General features: G+C 61.2%; 1 protein-coding gene. It reads left to right on the top strand.

The annotated features are described in order from the left end of the window. A partial coding sequence (locus SB765_RS30665; protein ID WP_410932622.1) for a hypothetical protein occupies nt 1-263 on the top strand: 263 nt, incomplete at both ends.

Genomic DNA, 263 nt, shown 5'->3' with positions numbered 1-263 from the left:
CGCAGGTCCTTCGTCTCGTGGCGTGAAGTGGGTTTCTACGTCCACACTTTGAAGAGTGCCGGGGTGGCGATCAACGCGCTGTACCTGACCACACGCGATGGTGCCCTGTTGAGCTACCAGCCGAGTTTCAGCAACGATGAGTACAACCTGTTGGACGCCGGCCTCAAATGGTCCAAGGCCGGCGGCTACACCGCCTATGCGCCGGCGCCCTCCCATGTGGTTCTGGAGCTGGCGCGCCTCGGTGAATTGCAGGTGATTCATCC

The organism is Pseudomonas sp. SIMBA_067, assembly GCF_046534675.1.
GTDB classification, from domain to species: domain Bacteria; phylum Pseudomonadota; class Gammaproteobacteria; order Pseudomonadales; family Pseudomonadaceae; genus Aquipseudomonas; species Aquipseudomonas putida.
This window is presented reverse-complemented; position numbering and strand designations above follow the sequence as displayed.